This is a genomic window from Streptomyces sp. ALI-76-A (assembly GCF_030287445.1).
Classification (GTDB): Bacteria; Actinomycetota; Actinomycetes; order Streptomycetales; family Streptomycetaceae; genus Streptomyces.
On the sequence record NZ_JASVWB010000002.1, the window covers coordinates 2,639,882 to 2,663,803 of the forward strand.

A 23,922-nucleotide genomic window follows, 5' to 3' on the forward strand; every position below is an offset into this window, starting at 1 on the left:
CGGGCCGCGCCACGGCGGCTGCCGCCCCGGCCCTTCTCATCGCCGCCCCGGCCCGGCGATCGCCCCGGGCCCAGCCGCTCGCGGGACTTCACGCGAGAAGGGCCGATGGGCTGCTGTGGCGGCTGCCGCCCCTCGGACCCCGTGGCGGAGGGCGGGCCGGGAGCGGGGTCCGGGCTGTGGCGGGGGCGGGAGGCAGCGGGGCGCTGGCGGCAGGCCACCCTCCCGGGCCCGGTCACCGTACCGGGACCTCGCTCTCCCGCCCCGCCCCGGACCCCGACCCCGCGCGTCCCGATCCGTGAACGTCCGCCCGGTCGGGCGCGCCCGACCGGCAGGTGCCGCGGGGTGCGGGTCCGAAGGCGTGCGTGTGGTCCGGGGTCCGTGGGGGTGGGGGCGGAGGCGTGTCCCCGTCGCGGGCCGGCGCTACGCCCCCCGTACCCGCAGGGCCCGCTCCAGGTCGTCGAGTTGGTCGGTGAGTTTGCGGCGGAGGGCGGGGATGGGCTCGGCGTCGTGCAGGCACTGTTCGCCCAGGCGCAGGGTGTCGGTGTCGATGGCGTGGGCGGGGAAGGCCCAGCGGCCGGCGGCGTCGGCGATGGCGGGTCCGCGGCGGGCGGCGACGGTGACCGCGTCCTGGAAGTAGCGGGGTACGTAGTCGCGCACGAGGTCGGTCTGTTCGGGCTGCCAGAAGCCCTGGGCGGTGGCGGTGAAGAGGTAGTTGGAGAGGTCGTCGGTGGTGAACATGGCCTCCCACGCCTGGCGCTTGGCGTCCGCGTCGGGCAGGGCGGCCCGGCAGCGGGCGGCGCCTTCCCGGCCGGTGGCGCTCGGGTCGCGTTCCAGTTCGGCGGTGATGGCGGCCTCGTCGGCGGCGCCGAGGACCGCGAGGCGGGCCAGGACGCGCCAGCGCAGTTCGGGGTCGAGTTCGGGGCCGCCGGGCACGGTGCCGTCGGCGAGCCAGGCGGCGATGGTGTCGGGGTGGGCGGCGACGTTGATGTAGTGGCGTACGGCGGTCAGGCGCAGGCCGGGGTGGTCGCCGTCCTCGGTGCGGCGGATGAGGTCGCGGCACAGGGCGGTGAGGGTGGCCAGGGCGGCGGGGCGTTCCTCGGGGGTGAGGTAGCGGTCGGCGACCTGGGTGGCGGCGAAGGCGAGGACGCCCTGGACGAGGGCGAGGTCGGTCTCGTGCGGGAGGTGGGTACGGGCGGCGTCGAGGTAGGCGGCGGCGGGCAGTTCGCCGTCGCGGACGGCGTCCCTGAGGGCGTTCCACACGACCGCGCGGGTGAGTGGTTCGGGCAGGCCGCGGAGGGCGGTGGTGACCGTGCGGAAGGACTCGGGGTCGAAGCGGACCTTGGCGTAGGTGAGGTCGCCGTCGTTGAGGAGGAGCAGGGCGGGGCGTTTGCCGATGGGGTGGGGTGCGCCGGACCCGGCCTGCGGGACGTCGAGGTCGAGGCGTTCGCGCAGGACGAGGTGGTGCGTCTCGTCGGTGACGTCCTGGTCGTAGAGGCCGACGGCGATGCGGTGGGGGCGGCTGCCGGTGTGGTCGACGGTGAGGGCGCAGGTGCCGCCGTCGGGGGTGACGCGGGGGGTGAGGGTGTCGACGCCGGTGGTGCGCAGCCAGGCGTCGGCCCAGGCGTGGACGTCGCGGTCGGTGTGGGCGGCGAGGGAGTCGATGAAGTCGGCGAGGGTGGCGTTGGCGAACTTGTGGCGGGCGAAGTGGGTGTTGATGCCGGCCAGGAAGTCCTTCTCGCCGAGCCAGGTCACCAGCTGGCGCAGGGCGGAGGCGCCCTTGGCGTAGGAGATGCCGTCGAAGTTGAGGAGGGCGGAGGCGGTGTCGTCGACGGCTTCGGGGGCGACGGGGTGGGTGGAGGGGCGCTGGTCGGCGTCGTAGCCCCAGGCTTTGCGGGTGACGCCGAAGTCGGTCCAGGTGTCGGTGAAGCGGGTGGCTTCGGTGAGGGTCTGGTAGCCCATGTACTCGGCGAAGGACTCGTTCAGCCAGATGTCGTCCCACCAGCGGAGGGTGACGAGGTCGCCGAACCACATGTGGGCCATCTCGTGGGCGATGACCATGGCCCGGGTCTGGCGTTCGGTGTCGGTGACGGCGGAGCGGTAGACGAACTCGTCGCGGAAGGTGACCAGCCCGGGGTTCTCCATGGCGCCGGCGTTGAACTCGGGGACGAACGCCTGGTCGTAGGAGTCGAAGGGGTAGGGCTCCTCGAACTTCTCGTGGTAGCGGTCGTAGCACTGGCGGGTGATGTCGAGGAGTTCGTCGGCGTCGGCGTCGAGGTACGGGGCCAGGGAGCGGCGGCAGTGGAGGCCGAAGGGCAGGCCGCGGTGTTCGGTGCGGACGGAGTGCCAGGGTCCGGCGGCGACGGCGACGAGGTAGGTGGAGATCAGGGGGGTGGGGGCGGCCTGCCAGCGGCCGTCGCCGAGGTGGTCGGTGACGCTGTTGGCGAGGACGGTCCAGCCTTCGGGGGCGGTGACGGTGAGGTCGAAGACGGCCTTGAGGTCGGGCTGGTCGAAGGCGGCGAAGACGCGCTGGACGTCGTCCATGAACAGCTGGGTGTAGACGTAGCTCTCGCCGTCGGTGGGGTCGGTGAAGCGGTGCATGCCCTCGCCGGTGCGGGAGTAGCGCATGCTCGCGTCGACGCGCAGTTCGTGTTCGCCGGGGAGGAGGTTCTTCAGCGGGAGCCGGTTCTCGTCCAGGGTCTGCGGGTCGAGGGGCTGTCCGTCGAGGCTGACGGTGCGGAGGGTGGCGGGCTTGATCTCGACGAAGGTGTCCGTGGTGTCCTGGTCCGCGCGTACGGTGAACCGGATGACGGTGCGGGAGTCGAAGGTGTCGTCGCCGGCGGTCAGATCGAGGTCGATCGTGTAGCGGTGGACGTCGATGAGCCTGGCACGGGTCTGCGCTTCGGCGCGCGTCAGTACGGACATGCAGGCCATGCTGCCTGATGGCGTGGGCGAGGCACAGAGGCGGATCGGTACGCGGCCTATGTCCGGTCCTGTTCGAGCTCCCCGGTGTGCGCTCCCTGTGCGCGCTGGAACGGGACCCGGGTGTCCGGGTGGGGCAGGGCGGGGCGCGGGGGCGGTCCGGCGGTGTCGGGGTGGCCCTTGACCAGGGCGCGCAGCGCGCGCGTCTCGTGTTCGAGGGCGATGTGGCGCTGGTGGGTGTCGAACAGGTAGCGGACCTTGGTGCGCAGGGTCCACGGGTCGACGGGTTTCATGACGAGGTCGGCGACGCCGAGGCCGAAGGCGACGGAGGCGAGTTCCTGGTCCGGGCCGAAGCCGGTGAGGAGGATGACCGGTATGTGCTGGGTCTGTTCCACGCGGCGCATGTAGCGCACGACGTCGAGGCCGCTGACGCCGGGCATGCGCACGTCGAGCAGGAGGAGGCCGACGCGGCCGCGCAGCACCTGTTTGAGGGCTTCGTCCCCGCTGGTGGCGCGGTCCAGCCGGTAGCCCAGGGGGGCCAGGGCGCTCTCCAGGGCGTACAGCGTGTCCTCGTGGTCGTCGACGATGAGGATCCTCGCATCCGACGGCATGGCCCGGCGTCCCTTCCTCGTGGACGATCCAGCTTATGTCCGAGGGGCTGACGGTGTGTGCTCGTCAGCTGACAAGGAGTGCACAGCGCAGCATGCCTCTCACAGGGCCGCGTGTCACGTCGTCGGGGCGTCGTGGAAGGTCAATCGGCCAGACGTGCCGTGCCGTTGACCGTGTCCTCGGCGATGCGCTCGTGGTGTCTGATCACTTCGGCGACGATGAAATTGAGGAACTTCTCAGCGAAGGCGGGGTCGAGTTTCGCGTTCTCCGCGAGGGCGCGCAGGCGTTCGATCTGACGGGCCTCGCGGGCCGGGTCGGCGGGCGGCAGCTGGTGCCGGGCCTTGAGGTGGCCGACCTGCTGGGTGCATTTGAAGCGTTCGGCGAGCATGTGGACGACGGCCGCGTCGATGTTGTCGATGCTGTCGCGCAGCCGGGCGAGCTCCTCGCGGACCGCGGGATCGACGTCCGGGATACCGGTGTTGCTGGTGGTCATGGGCGACCACCTTACGGGGCGTGGCCGTGTTCGATGGCGGGTGGTTCGGCGGGGGCGGGGCCCTGGTCGCTCCAGCGCCGGTCTCCGCCTCCGGGAGGGGGTTGCCGCGGTGGGCGGCCGGGGCGACGCGGGCGACGACGCCGCGTGGGCCGGCGGCTCCGACAGGGGCGGCACGGGCGGGCCGCGTGCGATGCGGCCGCGTTCGGCGCGGGTGGCGGTGGCGGCCCGGTGAGGTCGGCGAGCCCTTCGTCCCAGCCGGGGTCGGGCGGGGGTGAGCGGGGTCGGGGCCGCGGGCAGCCCGGTGCTCAGGGGCCGACGGCCTTGTGGAGCTGGACGTCCTGGTGTCCGCCGGGGATGCCCGGGGTACGGCCCGTCGCGCGGAAGCCGAGCTTTCGGTAGAAGCCGGGGGCCTGGAAGGTGTACGTGGACACGATCAGGTCGGTGCAGCCGCGTCGCACGGCCTCCGCCTCCGCCGCCCGCATCAGCCTGCTCCCCCAGCCGGCGTGGCGCATGTCCTCGCGCACCCACAGCGTCTCGATCACGCAGCACCGGCCCCACAGCCACGCGGTGAGCCCGCCGACCAGTTCGCCGGCGTCGTCGACGCGGACGGTGAGGTCCTCGGGGGTGCCGGCGCCGGTCGCGCGGCCGTTGAAGGCGGTGAGCTCGTCGTCGAGGCGCTGTTCGAGGGCGTCGTCCTCGCCGCCCACCCGCACCGTGGCGGCGGGAACGCCTCGCTGGTCGTCGGTCACGCCGCGGAGTATGTCAGGGGCCGGCTCCCGCGCCGAACCGGCCAGGGAGGTTCCGGCCGCGTCCCCGTAGAGTGGAACCGGGTTCACGGCGTCTTGGGGGTACGGGCGTGGCGAACGACGGACCGGTCGAGCACGGCTACCCGCATCTAGAGACGGTGCGGGCCGCCATCACCGCGCTGTACAAGCGGTTGTCGTACGACACCATCCAGACGTTCGCGACCAGTGTGGCGCCCGTGGACGTGGCGTTCTGCGACACCGACGACCTGCATCTGGGGGCGCAGCGGGTGGCCCGTGAGCTGGTGCGGCACTACCGGCTGCCGGACGCCCGGCTGGTCGTCGGCTTCCGCGAGATGACGCACGCGGCGAACGTGGAACTCACCGCGGGCCCCGAGTACTTCGTCGAGCTGAACGACCGCTTCCGCACCCACCGCCGGGACATCGGGGCGGCGCTGGCGCACGAGGTGATGCACGTGTACCTGCACCGCCTCGGGCTGTCCTTCCCGGGCACCCGGGAGAACGAGATCCTCACGGACACCGCGACGACGTATCTGGGCGCGGGGTGGCTGCTGCTGGACGCGTACCGGGAGGACGCGGCGTCGTCGCAGAAGCTGGGGTATCTCACGCCGGAGGAGTTCGGTTACGTGCTCGCCAAGCGGGCCCTGGTCTTCGGCGAGGACCCCTCGGTGTGGTTCACCAGTCCGCAGGCCTACACGGCGTACGTCAAGGGCATGGCGCGGGCCCGCCAGGACGGGCAGCAGCCGCCGCTGACGGCGGCGGGGTGGGCGGGCCGGCGCCGCTACGCCCACGACCGGCGGCACGCCGGCCCGGGACCCGACGCCCGGCTCGACGCCCCCTACACGTTCACCCCCGACGTGGGCGGCCGGCTGCGGGTGTCCTTCCCCTGCCCGACCTGCCACCAGCGGATCAGGGTGCCGGTGCGGGGACGGGTCCGGGCCCGGTGCGCGCTGTGCCGGACGGTGCTGGAGTGCGACACGTAGGAACGGGTGCGTGCCGGAGGAGCCGCCGTCGGCGGCGCGCGCGCCGGTGCGGGCTCGGCCGCCCGGTCCCCTCACGCCCCGTACACCGCCCGGGGCACCTCCGCCCGCGCCACCAGCTGACGGGCCGCCTCCCCCGCCTCCGCCGGAGCCCACCGCGCCCCCTTGTCGGCGCTCGGTCCGGCGCGCCAGCCCTCCATCACCGTGATCCGGCCGCCCTCCGCCTCGAAGACCCGCCCGGTGACGCCGGCGCTGGCGGCCGAGCCCAGCCACACCACCAGCGGTGACACGTTCTCCGGGGCCATGGCGTCGAAGCCCGTCGCGGGGCTCGCCATGGTCTGGGCGAACGTCTGCTCCGTCATCCGGGTCCGTGCCGCCGGCGCGATGGCGTTGACCTGGACGCCGTAGCGGGCCAGTTCGGCCGCCGCCACCAGGGTCAGTCCGATGATGCCGGCCTTGGCCGCGCTGTAGTTGCCCTGCCCCACCGAGCCCGACAGGCCGGCTCCGCTGCTGGTGTTGACGATCCGCGCCGCGGGTGTGCGGCCCGCCTTGGTCTCGGCCCGCCAGTGCGCGGCCGCGTGCCTCAGGGGCAGGAAGTGGCCCGTGAGATGGACGCGCAGGACGGCGTCCCAGTCGTCCTCGTCGAGGTTGACGAGCATGCGGTCGCGCAGGAAGCCGGCGTTGTTGACGAGGGTGTCGAGACGGCCGTACGTCTCGAGGGCGGTCCGTACGAGGGAGGCGGCACCGTCGCTCGTGGCGATGTCGCCGCCGTGCGCGACCGCCGTGCCGCCCGCCGCGCGGATCTCCGCCGCCACCCGCCCGGCCGGGCTGTCGGCGCCGGGTGTGCCGTCGAGGCCGACGCCGAGGTCGTTGACGACGAGCCGGGCGCCCTCGGCGGCGAACGCGAGGGCGTGGGCACGGCCGAGTCCGCGGCCGGCGCCGGTGACGGCGACGACCCGTCCGTCGCACAGTCCGCTCATGTCAGGCCTCCCGGTGGGTGGTCGTGGCGTCCAGGAACGCGGGCCGTTCCCCGCCCCCGTGCACCAGGAGGCTGGCCCCGCTGATGTAGGCGGCGGCGTCGGAGGCGAGGAAGACCGCGGCCGCGCCGACGTCACCGGGGTCGGCCAGGCGGCCGAGGGGGACGGTGCGGGCGACCGCGGTGATCCCGTCCGCGTCGCCGTAGTGCAGGTGCGACAGTTCCGTGCGGACCATGCCGACGACGAGGGTGTTGACGCGGACCTCGGGCGCCCACTCCACGGCCATCGACCGGGCGAGGTGCTCCAGGCCTGCCTTGGCCGCCCCGTAGGCCGCCGAACCGGGCGACGGGCGGCTGCCGCTGACGCTGCCGATCATGACGACCGATCCGCCGGCCCGCCTGAGGTGCTCGTACGCGGCGAGCGAGGCGGTCAGCGGGGTGAGGAGGTTGAGTTCGACGACCCGGGCGTGCCGTTCGGCGTCCGTGCCGGCCAGCAGCCGGTGGGGGGTGCCGCCCGCGTTGTTGACGAGGACGTCGAGGCGGGGCAGCGCGGCGAAGAGGTCCCGTACGGCGGACGGGTCGCGCAGGTCGACGGGGGTGAACTCGGTGCCCGCCACGGGCTGTTCGGGCGGTCTGCGGGCGCAGACCACGACGTGGGCGCCCGCCGCGACGAGGGCCCGCGCGATCCCGGCGCCGACCCCGCGGGTGCCGCCGGTGACGACCGCGACCTTCCCGTGCAGCTCCATCCACACTACCCTTCACCTAACAAACGTTTGGTGGAAAGGTAGCTGATGCGCCCATGGGTGTCTCCACCTCGTCCCCGGAAAAGGGGATTTCCGTCACGGCCCCCGCGCCCGGGGTCCGCGTCGTCACGGTCGACGTCCCGCCGGTGAACGCGCTGCCGGTGCGCGCCTGGTTCGCGCTGGCCGACGCGGTGCGCGCGGCCGGCCAGGATCCCGGGACGCGGTGTGTGGTGCTGGCCGCCGAGGGGCGGGGGTTCAACGCGGGCGTGGACATCAAGGAGATCCAGGCGGGAGGGCACCGTGTGCTGGCCGGCGCCAACCGCGGCTGCTTCGAGGCGTTCGCGGCGGTGTACGAGTGCGAGGTGCCCGTGGTGGCGGCGGTGCAGGGATTCTGCCTGGGCGGCGGGATCGGCCTGGTCGGCAACGCGGACGCGATCGTGGCGAGCGAGGACGCCGCCTTCGGGCTGCCCGAGCTGGACCGGGGAGCCCTGGGCGCCGCCACCCATCTGGCCCGGCTGGTCCCGCAGCACCTGATGCGCGCGCTGTACTACACCTCGCGCACCGCGAGCGCGGCCGAACTGCATGCGCACGGGTCGGTGTGGCGGGTGGTGGAGCGCGCGGACCTGCGGGCGGCGGCCCTGGAACTGGCCGGTGAGATCGCCGCCAAGGACGGGGAGCTGCTCCGCCTGGCCAAGGCCGCCCTCAACGGCATCGACCCGGTGGACGTGCGCCGCAGCTACCGCTTCGAACAGGGTTTCACCTTCGAGGCCGGCCTCACCGGGGTGGCCGGCCGGGTGCGCGACGGCTTCGGCAAGGAGCGGATGTAGTGGGCGACAAGACGATGACCGCCGACGAGGCCGTCGCCCGGCTGGCGAGCGGCATGACCCTCGGCATCGGCGGCTGGGGCTCCCGCCGCAAACCGATGGCCCTGGTCAGAGCACTGCTCCGGTCCCCGATCACCGATCTCACGGTGGTCTCGTACGGCGGCCCGGACGTGGGCATGCTGGCCGCCGCCGGCCGGATCCGCACCCTGGTCACCGCCTTCGTCACCCTCGACTCGATCCCGCTGGAACCGCACTACCGGGCGGCCCGTGAGCGGGGCGCCCTGGAGCTGAGGGAGGTCGACGAGGCGATGTTCCTGTGGGGCCTGACCGCGGCGGCGAACCGGCTGCCGTTCCTGCCGGTGCGGGCCGGGATCGGCTCCGATGTGATGCGGGCCGGCCCCGCTCTGCGGACGGTGACCTCGCCCTACGACGACGGGGAGACGTTCGTGGCGATGCCGGCGCTGCGGATGGACGCCGCCCTGGTGCACGTCAGCCGCGCCGACCGGCAGGGCAACGGCCAGTACCTGGGGCCCGACCCGTACTTCGACGACCTGTTCTGCGCGGCGGCCGACACCGCCTACCTGTCCTGCGAGCGGATCGTGGACACGGCCGAGCTGACGAAGGCGGCGCCCCCGCAGACCCTGCTGGTCGGCCGCCACACGGTCACGGGGGTCGTGGAGGCCCCGAACGGCGCGCACTTCACGTCCTGCGCCCCCGACTACGGCCGGGACGAGGCGTTCCAGAAGCAGTACGCGAGCATGCCCTGGGCGCGGTTCACGGCGCGGTTCCTGGACGGGGACGAACAGGCGTACCGGTCGGCCGTCCAGGCGTGGCACGAGGCGGAGGGGTCATGACCACCGGATTGGGCGCCCCTTCCGCCCCGCCCACCCGGGCCGAGTACTGCGTGATCGCCTGCGCGGAGGCATGGCGGGACGCGGGCGAGATCCTGGCGAGCCCCATGGGCGTGATCCCGTCCGTGGGCGCCCGCCTGGCCCGCCGCACCTTCGCGCCGGACCTGCTGCTGACCGACGGCGAGGCACTGCTCGTGGACCCGGACGGAACCGTCGAGGGCTGGCTGCCCTACCGGCAGCACCTCACCTGGGTCACCGGCGGACGCCGGCACGTGATGATGGGCGCCGGCCAGATCGACCGGTACGGCAACCAGAACATCTCCTGCATCGGCGACTGGGCCCGGCCCACGCGGCAGCTGCTCGGAGTACGGGGCGCTCCGGTCAACACCCTGAACAACCCGACCAGTTACTGGATCCCGCGGCACTCCCGGCGGGTCTTCGTCGAACGCGTCGACCTGGTGTGCGGGGTGGGGTACGACCGTGCCGCCGAGCATCCGGAGTCGGCCCGCTTCCACCGGATCCCCCGGGTCGTGTCCGACCTCGGCGTCTTCGACTTCGACACCCCCGACCGCTCGATGCGGCTGGCCTCGCTGCATCCCGGCGTCACGCTGGACCAGGTCGGGGAGGCCACCGGTTTCGCGCTGACCGTCCCCCAGGAGGTGCCGTACACCCGCGAACCGACGCCCCGGGAGCTGGAGTTGATCCGCGAGGTGATCGACCCGGGGAACACCCGGGCCACCGAGGTCGGGACGTGAGCGGTCGGGACGTGAGCGGTCGGGATGTGATGGAGACCGCGTTCACCCGGCTGGTCGGCGTCCGGCACCCGCTCGTGCAGACCGGGATGGGCTGGGTGGCGGGCCCCCGTCTGGTCTCGGCGACGGCGAACGCCGGGGCGCTCGGCATCCTCGCCTCCGCGACGATGACCCCGGACCAGTTGCGCGCGGCGGTGCGCGAGGTCAGGTCCCGCACCGACGCGCCCTTCGGGGTCAACCTGCGGGCCGACGCCGCCGACGCCGCCGACCGGGTACGGATCATGATCGAGGAGGGGGTGCGGGTCGCGTCCTTCGCCCTCGCGCCGTCACCCGCTCTGATCGCCCGGCTCAAGGAGGCGGGGGTCGTCGTGATCCCCTCCGTGGGCGCCCGCCGGCATGCCGAGAAGGTCGCCGCGTGGGGCGCGGACGCGGTGATCGTGCAGGGCGGGGAGGGCGGCGGGCACACCGGTGAGGTGGCGACGACAGTGCTGTTGCCCCAGGTGGTGGACGCGGTGGACCTCCCGGTCGTGGCGGCGGGCGGCTTCTTCGACGGACGGGGACTGGTCGCCGCGCTGGCCTACGGCGCGTCCGGCGTCGCCATGGGCACGCGGTTCCTGCTCACCTCGGACTCCACGGTCCCCGACGCGGTGAAGGCGAGGTACCTGACGGCGACGGTCCGGGACGTCACCGTCACCACCGCCGTCGACGGCCTGCCGCACCGCATGCTGCGGACGGACCTGGTCGCCGCCCTGGAGCGCGCCGGCCGCACGACGGCCCTGCTGCGGGCCGTGCGGGAAGCCGCCGGGTTCCGGAGGCTGTCGGGGCTGACCTGGCGGCGGATGGTCCGGGACGGCCTCGCCATGAAGCACGGCCGGGACCTGACCTGGAGCCAGGTCCTGCTCGCCGCGAACACGCCGATGCTGCTGAGGTCGGCGATGGTGGACGGCCGTACGGATCTCGGGGTCATGGCGTCCGGGCAGGTCGCCGGGGTAATCGACGACCTGCCGTCGTGCGCGGAGCTGGTGGAGCGGATCATGAAGGAGGCGACGGAGGTACAGGCCAGGCTCCGCACCGGACCCTGACCGTCACCGCCTCCCGGTGACCGTCACACCGGCTTCGGCCCGCCGCGCGGGCGACCGACCCGCCCCCCATTCACCGCGCGGGTGACCGGCCCACCGCAGACCCACCACCGCCCCACCGCGAGCATGAGGGGCCTGCCGCAGACCCGCCACCGCCCACCACGAGCGTGACCGGCCCACCACCGATTCACCGCGTCCGCGCGGGTGACCGGCCCACCATGTGCGTGGCCGGCCCGCCACCCTTGCTCAGAGCCGTTCGATGATCGTGACGTTCGCCTGCCCGCCGCCTTCGCACATCGTCTGGAGGCCGAACCGGCCGCCGTTGCGCTCCAGTTCGTGCAGCAGGGTCGTCATCAGCTTCACGCCGGTGGCTCCCAGGGGATGACCGAGGGCGATGGCGCCGCCGTTGACGTTGACCTTGCCGGGGTCCGCGCCGGTCTCCTTCAGCCAGGCCAGGACGACCGGGGCGAAGGCCTCGTTGATCTCGACGAGGTCGATGTCGTCGAGGGTGAGGCCGGTCTTCTTCAGGGCGTGCGCGGTGGCCGGTATCGGCGCGGTCAGCATGCGGATGGGGTCCTCCCCGCGCACGGAGAGATGGTGCACGCGCGCGCGGGGCCGCAGCCCGTGTTCCCGCACCGCCCGCTCCGAGGCCAGCAGCATGGCCGCCGCCCCGTCGGAGACCTGCGAGGAGCAGGCCGCGGTGACCGTGCCGCCCTGGATGACCGGCTTCAGGCCCGCCATCTTCTCCAGCGAGGTGTCCCGGCGCGGGCCCTCGTCGACCGACACCTCGCGATGCGGCACGATCTCCCGCTCGAAGCGTCCCTCGTCGATCGCCCGCAGCGCCCGCCGGTGGGAGCGCAGCGCGAACTCCTCCTGATCCTGGCGGGTGATGCCCCACTTCGCGGCGATCATCTCCGCGCCGGCGAACTGGTTCACCGCCCGGTCCCCGTACCGCGCCCGCCAGCCCTCGCTGCCCGCGAACGGGCCCTCGGTGAAGCCGAGCGGTTCGGCGGCCTGCCGGGTGGCGAAGGCGATCGGGATCTGCGACATGTTCTGCACCCCGCCCGCCACGACCAGGTCCTGCGTGCCGGACAGCACGGCCTGCGCGGCGAAGTGGACGGCCTGCTGCGAGGAGCCGCACTGCCGGTCCACCGTCACCCCCGGCACCTCCTCGGGCAGCCCGGCCGCCAGCCAGCAGGTCCGCGCGATGTCCCCCGCCTGCGGCCCCACCGCGTCCAGGCAGCCGAAGACGACGTCCTCCACGGCGGCGGGATCGACCCCGGCCCGCGCCACCAGTTCCTTGAGCACATGCGCGCCCAGGTCGGCCGGATGGACTCCGCTCAGTCCTCCCCCGCGCCGCCCGACGGGCGTCCGGACCGCTTCGACGATGTAGGCCTCGGCCATGGCAACTCCCTCACATGTCAGGGCTGTTCGCGTACGGCGATCCCGTCCAGCACCATCGACAGGTACTGCCGGGCGATCTCCTCCGGGCTGTGCTGTCCGCCGGGCCGGTACCAGGACGCGGCGACCCACACCGTGTCGCGCACGAACCGGTAGGTGAGCCGCACGTCGAGGTCGGCGCGGAACACCTCGGCGGCGACCCCGCGTTCCAGCGTGGACAGCCAGGTCTTCTCGAACCTGCGCTGCGAGTCGGCGAGGAAGACGAACCGCTCCTGCGCGACGAGCTGCCGGCTCTCCTTCTGGTAGATCGCGACGGCGGCGCGGTGCCGGTCGATCTCCCGGAACGACTCGGTGACCAGGGCTTCGAGGGTCTCGCGCGGCCCGAGACCTGCGTCGAGGACGCTGTCGTAGCCGTCCCAGAGCTCGTCGAGGAAGGTGCGCAGGATCTCCTCCAGCATCGATTCCTTGGAGTCGAAGTGGTAGTAGAGGCTGCCCGCGAGCATGCCCGCGTGGTCGGCGATCTTGCGCACGGTGGTGGCGTTGTAGCCCTGTTCGGCGAAGACCTCGGCGGCGGTGTCGAGGAGTTCGCGGCGGCGGTCGCGCGCGGCGGTGGCCACGGTGGGCTCTCCCGCGGTCACCTGGGGCTTCTTCTTCGTAGGCACGGGTCCATTGTGGGCCGCTCCGGTCCTCAGGGGTGCTGGGCGCTGACGGAGACGACCTCGCCCGTCATGTACGAGGAGTAGCCGGAGGCCAGGAACACGATCACGTTGGCCACCTCCCAGGGTTCGGCGTACCGCCCGAAGGCCTCGCGGCCGGTCAGTTCCGCGAGCAGCCGCGCGGTGGTCACCTTGGCCAGGTGCGGATGCATGGCGAGGCTCGGCGACACGGCGTTGACCCGCACCCCGAACTCGGCGGCCTCCAGCGCCGCGCACCGGGTGAGCGCCATCACGCCCGCCTTGGCGGCGGCGTAGTGCGCCTGCCCGGCCTGGGCGCGCCAGCCCACGACGGAGGCGTTGTTGACGATCACCCCGCCGGTCCCGGCCTCCCTCATCGCCGCCAGGGCAGCCCGCGTGCACCGGAAGGTGCCGTTCAGCGTCACGTCCAGCACCCGCGACCACTGCTCGTCGGTCATGTCGACGAGGGCCGACGTGCCGCCCAGACCGGCGTTGTTGACGACGATGTCGAGCCGGTCGTGGTCCCGTACGGCCGCCGCGAACAGCGCCCGCACCTGCCCCTCGTCGGTGACGTCACAGGGCACCGCAGCGACCCGCTCCGCGCCGAACTCGCCGCTCAGCCGGGCCTCGTGCTCCTTGAGCCGGCGCGTGTGCGCGTCGCTGATCAGCACCCGCGCGCCCTCCTCCAGGAAGCGGCGGGCGGTCGCCCCGCCGATCCCGGCGCCCGCGGCCGCCGTGATGACGGCGGTACGTCCGCTCAGCAGCCCGTGCCCGGGCACGTACGCCGGACTCTCGACGCCTGTCATGGGACCACGCTAACCTACCAAACACTTGTTAGGGAAGACTCTCCCCGAAGGACGGCCGCCGATGGATCTCGCCTTCACGCAGGAAGAGGAGGCCTTCCGGGCCGAGGCCCGCGGCTGGCTGAAGGCCCATGTGCCGTCCGCTCCGCTGCCCTCCCTGGAGACGGAGGAGGGCTTCGCGGCGCACCGGGCGTGGGAGGCCGCACTCGCCGCGGACCGCTGGTCGGTGGTGGACTGGCCCACGGCGTACGGCGGCCGGGACGCGGGCCTGGTCCGGTGGCTGCTCTTCGAGGAGGAGTACTACGCGGCGGGCGCGCCGGGCCGTGTCGGCCAGAACGGCGTCAGCCTGCTCGCGCCGACCCTCTTCGGCCACGGCACCGAGGAGCAGCGGGCGCGGGTGCTCCCGCCCATGGCCCGCGGTGAGGTGGTCTGGGCGCAGGCCTGGTCGGAGCCGGAGGCGGGCTCGGACCTGGCGTCCCTGAGGTCGCGGGCCGTGCGCACCGGCGGCGGCTGGCTGCTGAGCGGCCAGAAGACGTGGTCGTCGCGGGCCGCGTTCGCCGACCGCGCGTTCGGCCTGTTCCGCAGCGACCCGGACCGGCCCAGACCCCACCAGGGGCTGACGTACCTGATGTTCGACCTGCGCGCGCCCGGCGTCACCGTCCGCCCCATCCGCCGCCTCGACGGGAAACCGGCCTTCGCGGAGCTGTTCCTGGACGAGGTGTTCGTGCCGGACGAGGACGTGATCGGCCGGCCCGGCGAGGGCTGGCGGGTGGCGATGGCGACGGCGGCCGACGAGCGCGGGCTCACGCTCCGCTCCCCCGGCCGCTTCCTGGCGGGCGCCGGCCGGCTGGCCGCGCTGTGGCGGGCGCGCGGCTGCCCGGACGCCGCGCGGCGCCGCGTGGCCGACGCCCTGATCGGCGCCCGCGCCTACCAGCTGTTCACCTACGCCGCCGCCTCCCGCCACCTCGACGGGGTGTCCCTCGGCCCGGAGTCCAGTCTGAACAAGGTGTTCTGGTCCGAGTACGACATCGCCCTCACCGAGACCGCCCTCGACCTCCTGGGCCCGGAGGGCGAGCTGGCGGACACCGAGTGGGCGGAGCGGTACGTGTTCTCCCTCGCCGGTCCCGTCTACGCCGGCACCAACGAGATCCAGCGCGACATCATCGCCGAGCGCCTGCTGGGCCTGCCGAAGGGACGCCGCTGATGCGGTTCCTGCCCACCACCGAGCAGCGCGCCTTCGCCGACGCGCTGACCGCCCTCCTGACGGCCGCCGACACCCCCTCCGTCGTACGAGACTGGAGCCGCGGCGACCACCGGAGCGGACGCGCGCTGTGGTCCCGGGTCGCCGAGGCGGGCGTCTTCGCGCTCGCGGTCCCGGAGGCGTACGCGGGGCTGGGACCGCGGCCCGTGGAACTCGCCGTCGCCTTCGTGGAGCTGGGGCGGTACGCGGTCCCGGGTCCCGTGGTGGAGACGGTGACGGCCGCGGTGCTGCTGTCGGAGCTGGACGACACGGGCCCGGCCGAACGCCTGCTGCCCGCCCTGGCCTCGGGCAGGTCGGCCGCCACCCTGGCGCAGGGCCCGTACGCACTGGACGCGGACGCGGCGGACGTACGCCTGACGGTCTCGGCCCCGCACGCCCCGACCCGGCCGGCCGGCCCCGCGGGGCGCCCCGCGAACCACCGGGCCGAAGCCACCGAACCCCCTGCGGCCCCCCGGGTGTCGGGGTCTGCCGAGGGCTCCGGGCCCCCGGCAGACCCAGAGGCCCGAACCTCTCGGACCCCGGCAGACCCTGAAGTCCGCACCTCCCGGACCCCGGCGGGCGATGGGTCCGAACTGCGTCTGACCCCCGCCCCCGCCCCGGCCCGCGCGCCCAGCGCCACGCCCGGCGCCGGGTCCTCCCGAGACGGTCTCCGTCCCTCCCTCGACCCCGCCCGCCGGCTGTTCCCGGTCCCGCCGGGCGGGGAACTGCTCGCCGCCGGCCCGCAGGTCGACGTGGCCGCCTCCCGTGCCCTGGCGTGGGCCCGTCTGGCCACCGCCGCGCAGGCTCTCGGCGTCGGCCTCGCGCTGCTCGACCGGACCGTCGCGTACGTCGGGCAGCGCACCCAGTTCGGCGTCCCCGTCGGCTCGTTCCAGGCCGTCAAGCACCGGCTGGCCGACGCGAAGATCGCGTTGGAGTTCGCCCGGCCGCTCGTCCTCGGTGCCGCCGTGACGATGGACGCGCGCGACCTGGCCGCCGCGAAGGTCACGGCGTGCGAGGCGGCGTACGCCACCGCCCGTACGGCGCTCCAGCTGCACGGCGCGATCGGCTACACCGCGGAGTACGACCTGTCCCTGTGGCTCACCAAGGCCCGTGCCCTGCGCACCGCGTGGGGCGACCCGGACACGTGCCGGGACGCCGTTCTCGACGGTGGCGATCACTCCTCCCAGTGGTGGTGATCGCCTCTGGTGATCCGTCGGTACTCCTCGAACCGTCGGCCTTCTCGGTCCGGGTCCCGGGCCCGGACATCGCCCGCGCCGGCCGGGCCCGCGCCCACGGGGAGCCCCTGACCCGGCCGCCGCACCCCGTCGGCGTCGCCGAGCGGCCCGATCTCGTAGGGCGGGGGCTGCTCGTGCTGGGTGAGGGCGAACAGGTGCGCCCGCGAGAGGTGCGTGGACCTCGACGTAGCCGGCGTGCGGGAGCCGTCTGACGGTGCCGGTCCCCCGGCGACGAACTCGCCCTGTCCGCCCGCCCGTTCACCGATCGCCAGCCGCCCGCGCGCCGCCCTCCCCGTCGGATCGTCCGCAGGAGGCCTCGGCCGCCGGGCCGAGCCGACGGAACGAACGGCCCGCGCACGGCGGTGCGGTCAGGCGGGCGGCACGATGCCCCGGGCCCGCGCGTCCAGCAGCCACTTCGGGAACTCGCCCACCAGACGGTCGTACAACTCGGCGTCCGGCAGGTGCCGCGGATCCGGACCGGCGTGGAAGAAGCCGGCGTTGTCGACGACCCGCTTGTCCGGCACCGCCAGCTCGTCGAGTCGGCGCAGGAAGTCGAACTGCCGGCTGTCCGGATCGCCGAAGCCGACGAACTGCCAGAACAGCGGCAGCCCGGCGGCCTTGCACAGATACCGTTCCGCGGCGGGCCTGCTGCTCGGGCCGCCGTCGGTCTGGAAGACGACGAGGGCGGGCGCGGCGGCCCCGCTGTCGAGGTAGTGGTCGATCACGGCGTCCATCGCCAGGTGGTAGCCGGTCCTGCCCATGTGCCCGAGGCCGGCCACGATGCGCTCGATCCGGCCCTGGTGACCGGCCAGCTCGATGTCGGTGACGGCGTCGACGTCCGTGGAGAAGAACACCACCGGCACGATGCCGTCGTCGTCCAGGTGCGCCGAGAGTCCGAGCACCCGGTCCGCGAGCGCCTGCACACTGCCGTCGCGGTAGTAGGGCTTCATGGACCCGGAGTGGTCGAGGACGAGGTAGACCGCGGCCCGTGCCCCGTCCAGTCCGTGCTTGCGGAGCGACACCCCGGCGCTCCGGTACGGGCCGACCAGCGCGGGCGCGGTCTCCTCGACCTTGCGCAGGCTGATGGCGGACACGGAACCCCCTCGTGCGGATGAGTCCGCCGACCCTACCGCTCCACGAAGGCGTCGGGAGTGGGTCACCCGCTGGGGGCGGGCGGCCGTGCGCAGTGACGACGGGCGAGGCGCGGACGTGCGGCGGCGCCTGCCCCGTCGTCCGGTCGGGGACTGTGGGGCAGGCGCCGTCTGGTGTTCCGTACGCCTTTGTACGGGACGTCCGTGGGGTCCGTCAGACCATGAGCGAGCGGTCCGTCGGGCGGATCGGGGCGTGCAGTTCGCTGCCACCGGTGAGGAAACGGTCGACGCCGCGGGCGGCCGAGCGGCCCTCCGCGATCGCCCACACGATGAGGGACTGGCCGCGGCCGGCGTCACCGGCGACGTACACGCCGGGCACGTTGGTCTGGAAGTCGGCGTCGCGGGCGATGTTGCCGCGCTCGTCGAGCTCCAGGCCGAACTGCTCGACCAGGCCGTTCTCCCGGTCGGTGCCGGTGAAGCCCATGGCGAGGGTGACCAGCTGGGCGGGGATCTTGCGCTCCGTGCCCGGCTTCTGGGTCAGCTTGCCCTCGACGAACTCCACCTCGGTGAGGTGCAGCCACTGCACGTTGCCGTCCTCGTCGCCCTCGAAGTGGGTCGTCGAGACGGAGTAGACCCGCTCGCCGCCCTCCTCGTGCGCGGAGGTGACCTTGTACAGCATGGGGAAGGTCGGCCAGGGCTGGGAGACCGGGTTCCGCTCCTCGTTGGGGCGGGGCATGATCTCCAGCTGCGTGACGGAGGCCGCGCCCTGGCGGTGGGCGGTGCCCACGCAGTCCGCGCCGGTGTCGCCGCCGCCGATGACCACGACGTGCTTGCCCTCGGCCGTGATGGGGGGCGCCACGAAGTCGCCCTCCTGCACCTTGTTGGCCAGCGGCAGGTACTCCATGGCCTGGTGGACGCCCTTGAGCTCACGGCCGGGGACCGGCAGGTCACGGGCGGTCGTCGCGCCGGCGGCGATGACGATCGCGTCGTACCGCTTCTTCAGGTCGGTCGCCTTGAGGTCGCGGCCGATCTCGATGCCGGTGCGGAAGCGCGTGCCCTCCGCGCGCATCTGCTCGATCCGGCGGTTGATGTGCCGCTTCTCCATCTTGAACTCGGGGATGCCGTACCGCAGGAGGCCACCGACGCGGTCCGCCCGCTCGTAGACGGCGACGGTGTGACCGGCCCGGGTCAGCTGCTGCGCGGCGGCGAGACCGGCGGGGCCGGACCCGATGACCGCGACCGTCTTGCCGGACAGGCGCTCGGGGATCTGCGGGGCGACGTCCCCGGTCTCCCACGCCTTGTCGATGATCGAGACCTCGACGTTCTTGATGGTGACCGGCGGCTGGTTGATGCCCAGGACGCAGGCCGACTCGCACGGGGCCGGGCACAGCCGGCCCGTGAACTCCGGGAAGTTGTTCGTCGCGTGCAGACGCTCGGAGGCGGCGGCCCAGTCCTCGCGGTAGGCGTAGTCGTTCCACTCGGGGATCAGGTTCCCGAGCGGACAGCCGTTGTGGCAGAACGGGATGCCGCAGTCCATGCAGCGGCTGGCCTGCTTGCTGATGATCGGCAGCAGGGAGCCGGGGACGTAGACCTCGTTCCAGTCCTTGAGCCGTACGTCGACGGGGCGGGACCTGGCGACCTCGCGCCCGTGGTTCAGAAAGCCCTTCGGGTCAGCCATTGATCGCCGCCTCCATCATCTTCTCGGTGATCTCGGTCTCGGTGAGACCCGCTCGCTCGGCGGCGTCCTTGGCGGCGAGCACTGCCTTGTACGTGCTGGGGATGATCTTGCTGAAGCGCTCCACCGACACGGACCACTCGGCGAGCAGCTTCCCGGCGACCGTCGAGCCGGTCTCCTCGGCGTGGCGGCGCACCACGTCGTGCAGCCACTGCTTGTCCGTGTCGTCCAGCGCCTCGATCGCGCCGACGTTGCCGACGTTGACGTTGTCGCGGTCCAGGTCGATCACGTACGCGATGCCGCCGGACATGCCGGCCGCGAAGTTGCGGCCGGTCTCGCCGAGGACCACCGCGTGACCGCCGGTCATGTACTCGCAGCCGTGGTCGCCCACGCCCTCGGCGACGACCGTCGCGCCGGAGTTGCGGACGCAGAACCGCTCGCCGGTCCGGCCGCGCAGGAACAGCTCACCGCCGGTCGCGCCGTACGCGATGGTGTTGCCCGCGATCGTGGAGAACTCGGCGAGGTGGTCGGCGCCCCGGTCGGGACGGACGATCACCCGGCCGCCGGAGAGGCCCTTGCCGACGTAGTCGTTGGCGTCGCCCTCCAGGCGCAGCGTGACACCGCGCGGCAGGAACGCGCCGAAGGACTGGCCGGCCGAGCCGGTGAAGGTGATGTCGATGGTGTCGTCGGGCAGGCCCGCGCCGCCGAACTTCTTCGTCACCTCGTGGCCGAGCATGGTGCCGACCGTGCGGTTGATGTTGCGGATGGCGACCTGGGCGCGCACCGGCTGGGCGTCGGTCGCGGAGTCCGCGGCCAGGGCGTCGCCGGCGAGCCTGATCAGCTCGTTGTCGAGCGCCTTCTCCAGGCCGTGGTCCTGCTCGATGACCTGGTGCAGCGGGGCGCCCTCGGGCAGCTCGGGCACGTGGAAGAGCGGGGACAGGTCCAGTCCCTGGGCCTTCCAGTGGTCGATCGCGCGGGTCACGTCGAGCGTCTCGGCGTGGCCGACGGCCTCCTCGATGGTGCGGAAGCCCAGTTCGGCGAGGATCTCGCGGACCTCCTCGGCGATGAACCGGAAGAAGTTCACCACGTACTCGGCCTTGCCGGTGAACCGGTCACGCAGGACCGGGTTCTGGGTGGCGATGCCGACCGGGCAGGTGTCCAGGTGGCAGACGCGCATCATGACGCAGCCGGAGACGACGAGCGGCGCGGTCGCGAAACCGAACTCCTCGGCGCCGAGCAGCGCGGCGATGACCACGTCCCGGCCGGTCTTCAGCTGGCCGTCGGTCTGCACGACGATGCGGTCGCGCAGGCCGTTGAGCAGCAGGGTCTGCTGGGTCTCGGCGAGGCCCAGCTCCCAGGGGCCGCCCGCGTGCTTGAGCGAGGTGAGCGGGGAGGCGCCCGTGCCGCCGTCGTGGCCGGAGATGAGCACGACGTCCGCGTGCGCCTTGGACACACCGGCCGCGACCGTGCCGACGCCGACCTCGGAGACCAGCTTCACGTGAATCCGCGCCTGCGGGTTCGCGTTCTTCAGGTCGTGGATCAGCTGGGCCAGGTCCTCGATGGAGTAGATGTCGTGGTGCGGCGGCGGGGAGATGAGGCCCACGCCGGGCGTCGAGTGCCGGGTCTTCGCCACCCACGGGTACACCTTGTGGCCGGGCAGCTGGCCGCCCTCGCCGGGCTTGGCGCCCTGGGCCATCTTGATCTGGATGTCGTCCGCGTTGACCAGGTACTCGGAGGTCACGCCGAAGCGGCCGGAGGCGACCTGCTTGATCGACGAGCGGCGCGCCGGGTCGTACAGGCGGTCCGCGTCCTCGCCGCCCTCACCGGTGTTGGACTTGCCGCCCAGCTGGTTCATGGCGATGGCGAGCGTCTCGTGGGCTTCCTTGGAGATGGAGCCGTACGACATGGCGCCGGTCGAGAAGCGCTTGACGATCTCGCCGGCCGGCTCGACCTCGTCGATCGGGATCGGCTGCCGGTCGCTCTTGAAGCCGAACAGGCCGCGCAGCGTCATCAGGCGCTCGGACTGCTCGTTCACGCGCTCGGTGTACTTCTTGAAGATGTCGTACCGGCCGCTGCGTGTGGAGTGCTGGAGGCGGAAGACCGTCTCCGGGTCGAACAGGTGCGGCTCGCCCTCGCGGCGCCACTGGTACTCGCCGCCTATCTCCAGGGCGCGGTGGGCCGGCGCGATGCCGCTGGCCGGGTACGCCTTGGCGTGGCGGGCGGCGACCTCCTTGGCGATGACGTCGATGCCGACGCCGCCGATCTTGGTGGCCGTGCCGTTGAAGTACTTCCGCACGAAGGCCTGGTCGAGACCGACGGCCTCGAAGACCTGGGCGCCGCGGTAGGAGGCGACGGTCGAGATGCCCATCTTGGACATGACCTTCAGGACGCCCTTGCCGAGGGCGTAGATCAGGTTGCGGATGGCCTGCTCGGGCTCGACGTCGGACAGGAAGGTGCCGGCGCGGACCAGGTCCTCGACGGACTCCATGGCCAGGTACGGGTTCACCGCCGCGGCGCCGAAGCCGATCAGCAGGGCGACGTGGTGGACCTCGCGGACGTCTCCGGCCTCGACCAGCAGGCCCACCTGAGTGCGCTGCTTGGTGCGGATGAGGTGGTGGTGGACGGCCGCGGTGAGCAGCAGCGACGGGATCGGCGCGTGCTCGGCGTCGGAGTGCCGGTCCGACAGGACGATCAGGCGGGCGCCGTTCTCGATGGCGGCGTCGGCCTCGGCGCAGATCTCCTCGATGCGCGCGGCGAGGGCGTCACCGCCGCCGGAGACGCGGAAGAGACCGGAGAGGGTCGCGGCCTTCATGCCGGGCATGTCGCCGTCGGCGTTGATGTGGATGAGCTTGGCGAGCTCGTCGTTGTCGATGACCGGGAAGGGCAGCACGACACTGCGGCAGGACGCGGCGGTCGGCTCCAGCAGGTTGCCCTGCGGGCCCAGCGAGGAGCGCAGGGAGGTGACGAGCTCCTCGCGGATCGCGTCCAGCGGCGGGTTGGTGACCTGCGCGAACAGCTGGGTGAAGTAGTCGAACAGCAGGCGCGGGCGGTCGGACAGCGCGGCGATCGGCGAGTCCGTGCCCATCGAGCCGATCGGTTCGGCACCGGCCTTGGCCATCGGCGCGATGATGACGCGCAGCTCCTCCTCGGTGTAACCGAAGGTCTGCTGGCGGCGGGTGACCGAGGCGTGCGTGTGCACGATGTGCTCGCGCTCGGGCAGGTCGGACAGCTCGATCTCGCCGGCTTCGAGCCACTGCGCGTACGGGTTCTCGGCGGCGAGGGCTTCCTTGATCTCGTCGTCCTCGATGATCCGGTGCTCGACCGTGTCTACGAGGAACATCCGGCCGGGCTGGAGGCGGCCCTTGCGGACGACCTTCGCGGGGTCGATGTCGAGGACACCGACCTCGGAGCCGAGGACGACCAGACCGTCGTCGGTGACCCAGTAGCGGCCGGGGCGCAGTCCGTTGCGGTCGAGGACCGCGCCGACCTGCTTGCCGTCGGTGAAGGTGACGCAGGCCGGGCCGTCCCACGGTTCCATCATCGTGGCGTGGAACTGGTAGAAGGCGCGGCGGGTGGCGTCCATGGAGGTGTGGTTCTCCCACGCCTCCGGGATCATCATCAGCACGGAGTGGGGCAGCGAACGGCCGCCCAGGTGCAGGAGTTCGAGGACCTCGTCGAAGGACGCCGAGTCGGAGGCGTCCGGCGTACAGATCGGGAAGATGCGGTCGATCTTCTCCTGCCCGCCGAACAGGTCGGAGACGAGCTGGGACTCGCGGGCCGCCATCCAGTTGCGGTTGCCCTTGACGGTGTTGATCTCGCCGTTGTGCGCGACGAAGCGATACGGGTGGGCCAGCGGCCAGCTCGGGAAGGTGTTCGTGGAGAACCGCGAGTGGACCAGCGCGATGGCCGAGGCGAAGCGGCGGTCGGACAGGTCCGGGAAGAAGGGCTCCAGCTGGCCGGTGGTCAGCATGCCCTTGTAGACGATCGTCCGCGCGGACAGCGACGGGAAGTACACGCCGACCTCGCGCTCGGCGCGCTTGCGCAGCACGAACGCCTTGCGGTCCAGGGCGATGTCCATGGAGGAGCCGTCGGTCACGAAGACCTGCCGGAAGACCGGCATGGTGGACCGGGCGGTGGCGCCGAGGAGTTCGGGGGCGACCGGGACCTCACGCCAGCCGAGGACGGTCAGGCCCTCGTCCGCGGCGATCGTCTCGATGGTCGAGACGACGTCCTCGATGCCGTGCTCCGGCAGGAAGGCCGTGCCGACGGCGTATCCACCGGCCGCGGGCAGCTCGAACGGGGTCACGGCACGGAAGAAGGCGTCCGGGACCTGGGACAGGATGCCCGCGCCGTCACCGGAGTCGGGTTCGGAACCGGTGGCGCCGCGGTGCTCCAGGTTGCGCAGAACCGTGAGCGCCTGCTCGACCAGCGCGTGGCTCGCCTCGCCGGTGAGGGTGGCCACGAAGCCGACGCCGCAGGCGTCGTGCTCGTTGCGGGGGTCGTACATACCCTGCGCAGCAGGGCGAGCATCCATGAAGGACCACTTCTGGCCATTCGCGGAGTGCTGGGACGGCTGGCGCGGCGTACGCATCGGCTCTCCCGTCGTCGTCATGTGGCATATGCAGATTGCCGAGGGACGACGTTGGCCCTCTGCGTGCGTGCAAATTTCGTGCAGGTTACATGATGGAGCGGATCTCGGGAACCGGATAGTCCGTCCCATCATGCGGACGCCACGAGGGGCGGCGGGGGTACCGCGCACATGGCTTGAAGTATGTGGGGACCGAACGGGACAGATCGATGTCCGTCGGCCCGG

The 23,922-nt window shown here is 72.8% G+C and carries 19 protein-coding genes; 7 read left to right on the forward strand and 12 right to left on the reverse strand.

The features are described from left to right. Window positions 1-420: 420 nt before the first annotated feature. The 4 genes from pepN to QQS16_RS12865 all read right to left on the reverse strand — a co-directional run bounded on the left by pepN (window position 421) and on the right by QQS16_RS12865 (window position 4,770). Window positions 421-2,922: an aminopeptidase N gene (gene pepN, locus QQS16_RS12850; protein ID WP_286061768.1), complete on the reverse strand. Its 2,502-nt coding sequence runs from the start codon at window positions 2,920-2,922 to the stop codon at window positions 421-423. Between the two features lie 56 nt (window positions 2,923-2,978). Further along, window positions 2,979-3,530 (reverse strand): response regulator, encoded by a 552-nt coding sequence (locus QQS16_RS12855; RefSeq protein WP_286061769.1) that lies wholly within the window; start codon window positions 3,528-3,530, stop codon window positions 2,979-2,981. A gap of 140 nt (window positions 3,531-3,670) precedes the next feature. Then, on the reverse strand, window positions 3,671-4,021 hold the full coding sequence (locus QQS16_RS12860; RefSeq protein WP_286061770.1) for a chorismate mutase: 351 nt from the start codon (window positions 4,019-4,021) through the stop codon (window positions 3,671-3,673). A gap of 305 nt (window positions 4,022-4,326) precedes the next feature. Then, on the reverse strand, window positions 4,327-4,770 hold the full coding sequence (locus QQS16_RS12865) for a GNAT family N-acetyltransferase (RefSeq protein WP_286061771.1): 444 nt from the start codon (window positions 4,768-4,770) through the stop codon (window positions 4,327-4,329). Between the two features lie 107 nt (window positions 4,771-4,877). On the opposite strand from QQS16_RS12865, the gene QQS16_RS12870 reads away from it, so the two are divergent. After that, entirely contained in the window at window positions 4,878-5,768 is an 891-nt protein-coding gene (locus QQS16_RS12870; RefSeq protein WP_286061772.1) for a hypothetical protein, read from the forward strand. Between the two features lie 71 nt (window positions 5,769-5,839). Here the strand turns inward: QQS16_RS12870 and QQS16_RS12875 are convergent, their stop codons facing one another. Both QQS16_RS12875 and QQS16_RS12880 read right to left on the reverse strand, forming a co-directional pair. Continuing rightward, a complete protein-coding gene (locus QQS16_RS12875; protein WP_286061773.1) occupies window positions 5,840-6,745 on the reverse strand; it encodes an SDR family oxidoreductase in 906 nt (301 codons plus the stop codon). A gap of 1 nt (window position 6,746) precedes the next feature. Then, window positions 6,747-7,487, reverse strand: a complete 741-nt coding sequence (locus tag QQS16_RS12880) for an SDR family oxidoreductase (protein ID WP_286061774.1) — start codon at window positions 7,485-7,487, stop codon at window positions 6,747-6,749. Window positions 7,488-7,540: 53 nt separating this feature from the next. On the opposite strand from QQS16_RS12880, the gene QQS16_RS12885 reads away from it, so the two are divergent. From QQS16_RS12885 to QQS16_RS12900, 4 genes are read left to right on the forward strand one after another with little or no spacing between them, the layout of a single operon-like run. Next, window positions 7,541-8,311: an enoyl-CoA hydratase family protein gene (locus tag QQS16_RS12885; protein WP_286061775.1), complete on the forward strand. Its 771-nt coding sequence runs from the start codon at window positions 7,541-7,543 to the stop codon at window positions 8,309-8,311. Continuing rightward, window positions 8,311-9,162, forward strand: a complete 852-nt coding sequence (locus tag QQS16_RS12890) for a CoA transferase subunit A (protein ID WP_286061776.1) — start codon at window positions 8,311-8,313, stop codon at window positions 9,160-9,162. The genes QQS16_RS12885 and QQS16_RS12890 overlap by 1 nt, the downstream gene beginning before the upstream one ends. Then, window positions 9,159-9,914 carry a CoA-transferase subunit beta gene (locus QQS16_RS12895; protein ID WP_286061777.1) on the forward strand — a complete coding sequence of 252 codons (756 nt, stop codon included), beginning with the start codon at window positions 9,159-9,161 and terminating at the stop codon, window positions 9,912-9,914. The genes QQS16_RS12890 and QQS16_RS12895 overlap by 4 nt, the downstream gene beginning before the upstream one ends. A gap of 29 nt (window positions 9,915-9,943) precedes the next feature. After that, complete coding sequence (locus QQS16_RS12900; protein WP_286066306.1) at window positions 9,944-10,993, forward strand: NAD(P)H-dependent flavin oxidoreductase; 1,050 nt, start codon at window positions 9,944-9,946, stop codon at window positions 10,991-10,993. Between the two features lie 243 nt (window positions 10,994-11,236). Here QQS16_RS12900 and QQS16_RS12905 read toward each other — a convergent pair whose 3' ends face one another. Genes QQS16_RS12905 through QQS16_RS12915 form a run of 3 tightly spaced genes read right to left on the reverse strand, consistent with a single transcriptional unit; the run spans window position 11,237 to window position 13,871 of the window. Then, window positions 11,237-12,394 carry an acetyl-CoA C-acetyltransferase gene (locus tag QQS16_RS12905; RefSeq protein WP_286061778.1) on the reverse strand — a complete coding sequence of 386 codons (1,158 nt, stop codon included), beginning with the start codon at window positions 12,392-12,394 and terminating at the stop codon, window positions 11,237-11,239. 17 nt (window positions 12,395-12,411) lie between these two features. After that, window positions 12,412-13,053 (reverse strand): TetR/AcrR family transcriptional regulator, encoded by a 642-nt coding sequence (locus tag QQS16_RS12910; RefSeq protein ID WP_502963782.1) that lies wholly within the window; start codon window positions 13,051-13,053, stop codon window positions 12,412-12,414. A 26-nt stretch (window positions 13,054-13,079) separates the two neighbouring features. After that, window positions 13,080-13,871, reverse strand: a complete 792-nt coding sequence (locus QQS16_RS12915) for an SDR family oxidoreductase (protein WP_286061779.1) — start codon at window positions 13,869-13,871, stop codon at window positions 13,080-13,082. A gap of 61 nt (window positions 13,872-13,932) precedes the next feature. Between QQS16_RS12915 and QQS16_RS12920 the strand changes: the two genes are divergently transcribed. Both QQS16_RS12920 and QQS16_RS12925 read left to right on the forward strand, forming a co-directional pair. Then, window positions 13,933-15,072, forward strand: coding sequence for an acyl-CoA dehydrogenase family protein (locus QQS16_RS12920; protein ID WP_286061780.1), 1,140 nt, complete (start codon window positions 13,933-13,935; stop codon window positions 15,070-15,072). Then, window positions 15,072-16,304: an acyl-CoA dehydrogenase family protein gene (locus QQS16_RS12925; protein ID WP_286061781.1), complete on the forward strand. Its 1,233-nt coding sequence runs from the start codon at window positions 15,072-15,074 to the stop codon at window positions 16,302-16,304. The genes QQS16_RS12920 and QQS16_RS12925 overlap by 1 nt, the downstream gene beginning before the upstream one ends. Before the next feature lie 407 nt (window positions 16,305-16,711). On the opposite strand, the gene QQS16_RS12930 is transcribed toward QQS16_RS12925, so the two are convergent. The 3 genes from QQS16_RS12930 to gltB form a co-directional block, all read right to left on the reverse strand. Further along, window positions 16,712-17,437 carry a vWA domain-containing protein gene (locus QQS16_RS12930; RefSeq protein ID WP_286061782.1) on the reverse strand — a complete coding sequence of 242 codons (726 nt, stop codon included), beginning with the start codon at window positions 17,435-17,437 and terminating at the stop codon, window positions 16,712-16,714. 211 nt (window positions 17,438-17,648) lie between these two features. After that, a complete protein-coding gene (locus QQS16_RS12935) occupies window positions 17,649-19,112 on the reverse strand; it encodes a glutamate synthase subunit beta (protein ID WP_286061783.1) in 1,464 nt (487 codons plus the stop codon). Next, the gene (gene gltB / locus QQS16_RS12940) at window positions 19,105-23,700 is read right to left on the reverse strand and encodes a glutamate synthase large subunit (protein ID WP_286066308.1); all 4,596 of its coding nucleotides are present in this window, start codon (window positions 23,698-23,700) and stop codon (window positions 19,105-19,107) included. Before gltB ends, QQS16_RS12935 begins: the two co-directional genes overlap by 8 nt. Window positions 23,701-23,922: the final 222 nt, after the last annotated feature.